At 37.1% G+C, this 1,007-nt stretch carries 2 protein-coding genes; both read left to right on the plus strand.

The genetic code is table 11. The features are described 5' to 3' along the window. Positions 1-136 precede the first annotated feature (136 nt). A complete protein-coding gene (locus ACP45E_RS00670) occupies positions 137-520 on the plus strand; it encodes a hypothetical protein (RefSeq protein ID WP_017038785.1) in 384 nt (127 codons plus the stop codon). 10 nt (positions 521-530) lie between these two features. Continuing rightward, the gene (locus tag ACP45E_RS00675; protein WP_017038784.1) at positions 531-980 is read left to right on the plus strand and encodes a hypothetical protein; all 450 of its coding nucleotides are present in this window, start codon (positions 531-533) and stop codon (positions 978-980) included. Positions 981-1,007 lie beyond the last annotated feature (27 nt).

Raw genomic sequence — 1,007 nt, forward strand, 5'->3', positions numbered from 1 at the left:
CTCACACCTTAATGCGGCGTTAGCACTCACGATAACTCATAAGTTCAGGTTCTGAATTGGAAGACATGAAAATCATATATGGTATAATGTGCTGATTTATATGTAATTAAGAAATGTTCCACATAGGTTGGGTACTTTGAAAACAGATCAAGAATTAAAAGAAGCTGGTTTCACACTGTCAGGAGTTAAGCGATATCAGTCCACTGTAAGCGACTATGCTAATGTGCTTTATAAAAAGTCACTTAATTTTGGTGATGCGGCTAAAGCAGAAGATATGCCGAGAGAAGTTACACATGATCATGTAAGGTCTTCTGCTAACGTCATTAGCAATACATTTGGAACAGAAAAGACCTCAAAATGGTGGATTCTGTGTCAAGTTTCTGAGTATGCCCTTACCGCCCTTTCTGCATACGCAGCAGCAAATTTGTCTAAAGACTGGGGAACTCCGGTTTTTGTTGTTGCGGTTGTTTTAGCAGGCGTTTTGGTAGCAACCCGTATTTCCAATGCAAAGTCGAAGTAGAGTAAATAAAATGAAAGTTATTTATACAGAATCTGGTTCCCAAGCACTAGAAAACTATCAGTCATTACGTAAGCGAGAACTTGAAGAGTTTCTTCAAAAAGAAAAATACGTATTTGGTGACGACTTTGTTGAAATTACAGCAACTGATATAAAAAATGCTGAAAAAGAAATAACCTACGTTAAATCAAATAGAAGAACATCTTTGCCTCTGACTGCGACTTTGCTCAAGGTATATATGTTTACTGGTTTTGTTATGGTTTTAGTTGGCGTGTTTTATGAACAAATTATGGAGCTTATCTACGGTGGTGCGACTCAACAAATGGTGTTCATTTTGGGTGGTGTCGTTCTAAGTTTGGTTTCTGGGCTCGCACACTATTTTATTCAAAAAAGAGATGAGAGAAGAGCTATGCAAAAAGCTCTAGAAATTAAAGCTAAGAAGTTCGAAACCTCAGAAGACTAAGTGCTAACAAACAATTTAAGAGTGATT

The sequence above is a fragment of the Vibrio genomosp. F10 str. 9ZD137 genome, from assembly GCF_049974785.1.
In the GTDB taxonomy this organism is placed as follows: domain Bacteria; phylum Pseudomonadota; class Gammaproteobacteria; order Enterobacterales; family Vibrionaceae; genus Vibrio.

What these genes read in the sequence shown, in the direction of transcription:
- ACP45E_RS00675 (WP_017038784.1), top strand. Translation starts at nt 531, where the DNA reads ATGAAAGTTATTTATACAGAATCTGGTTCCCAAGCACTAGAAAACTAT.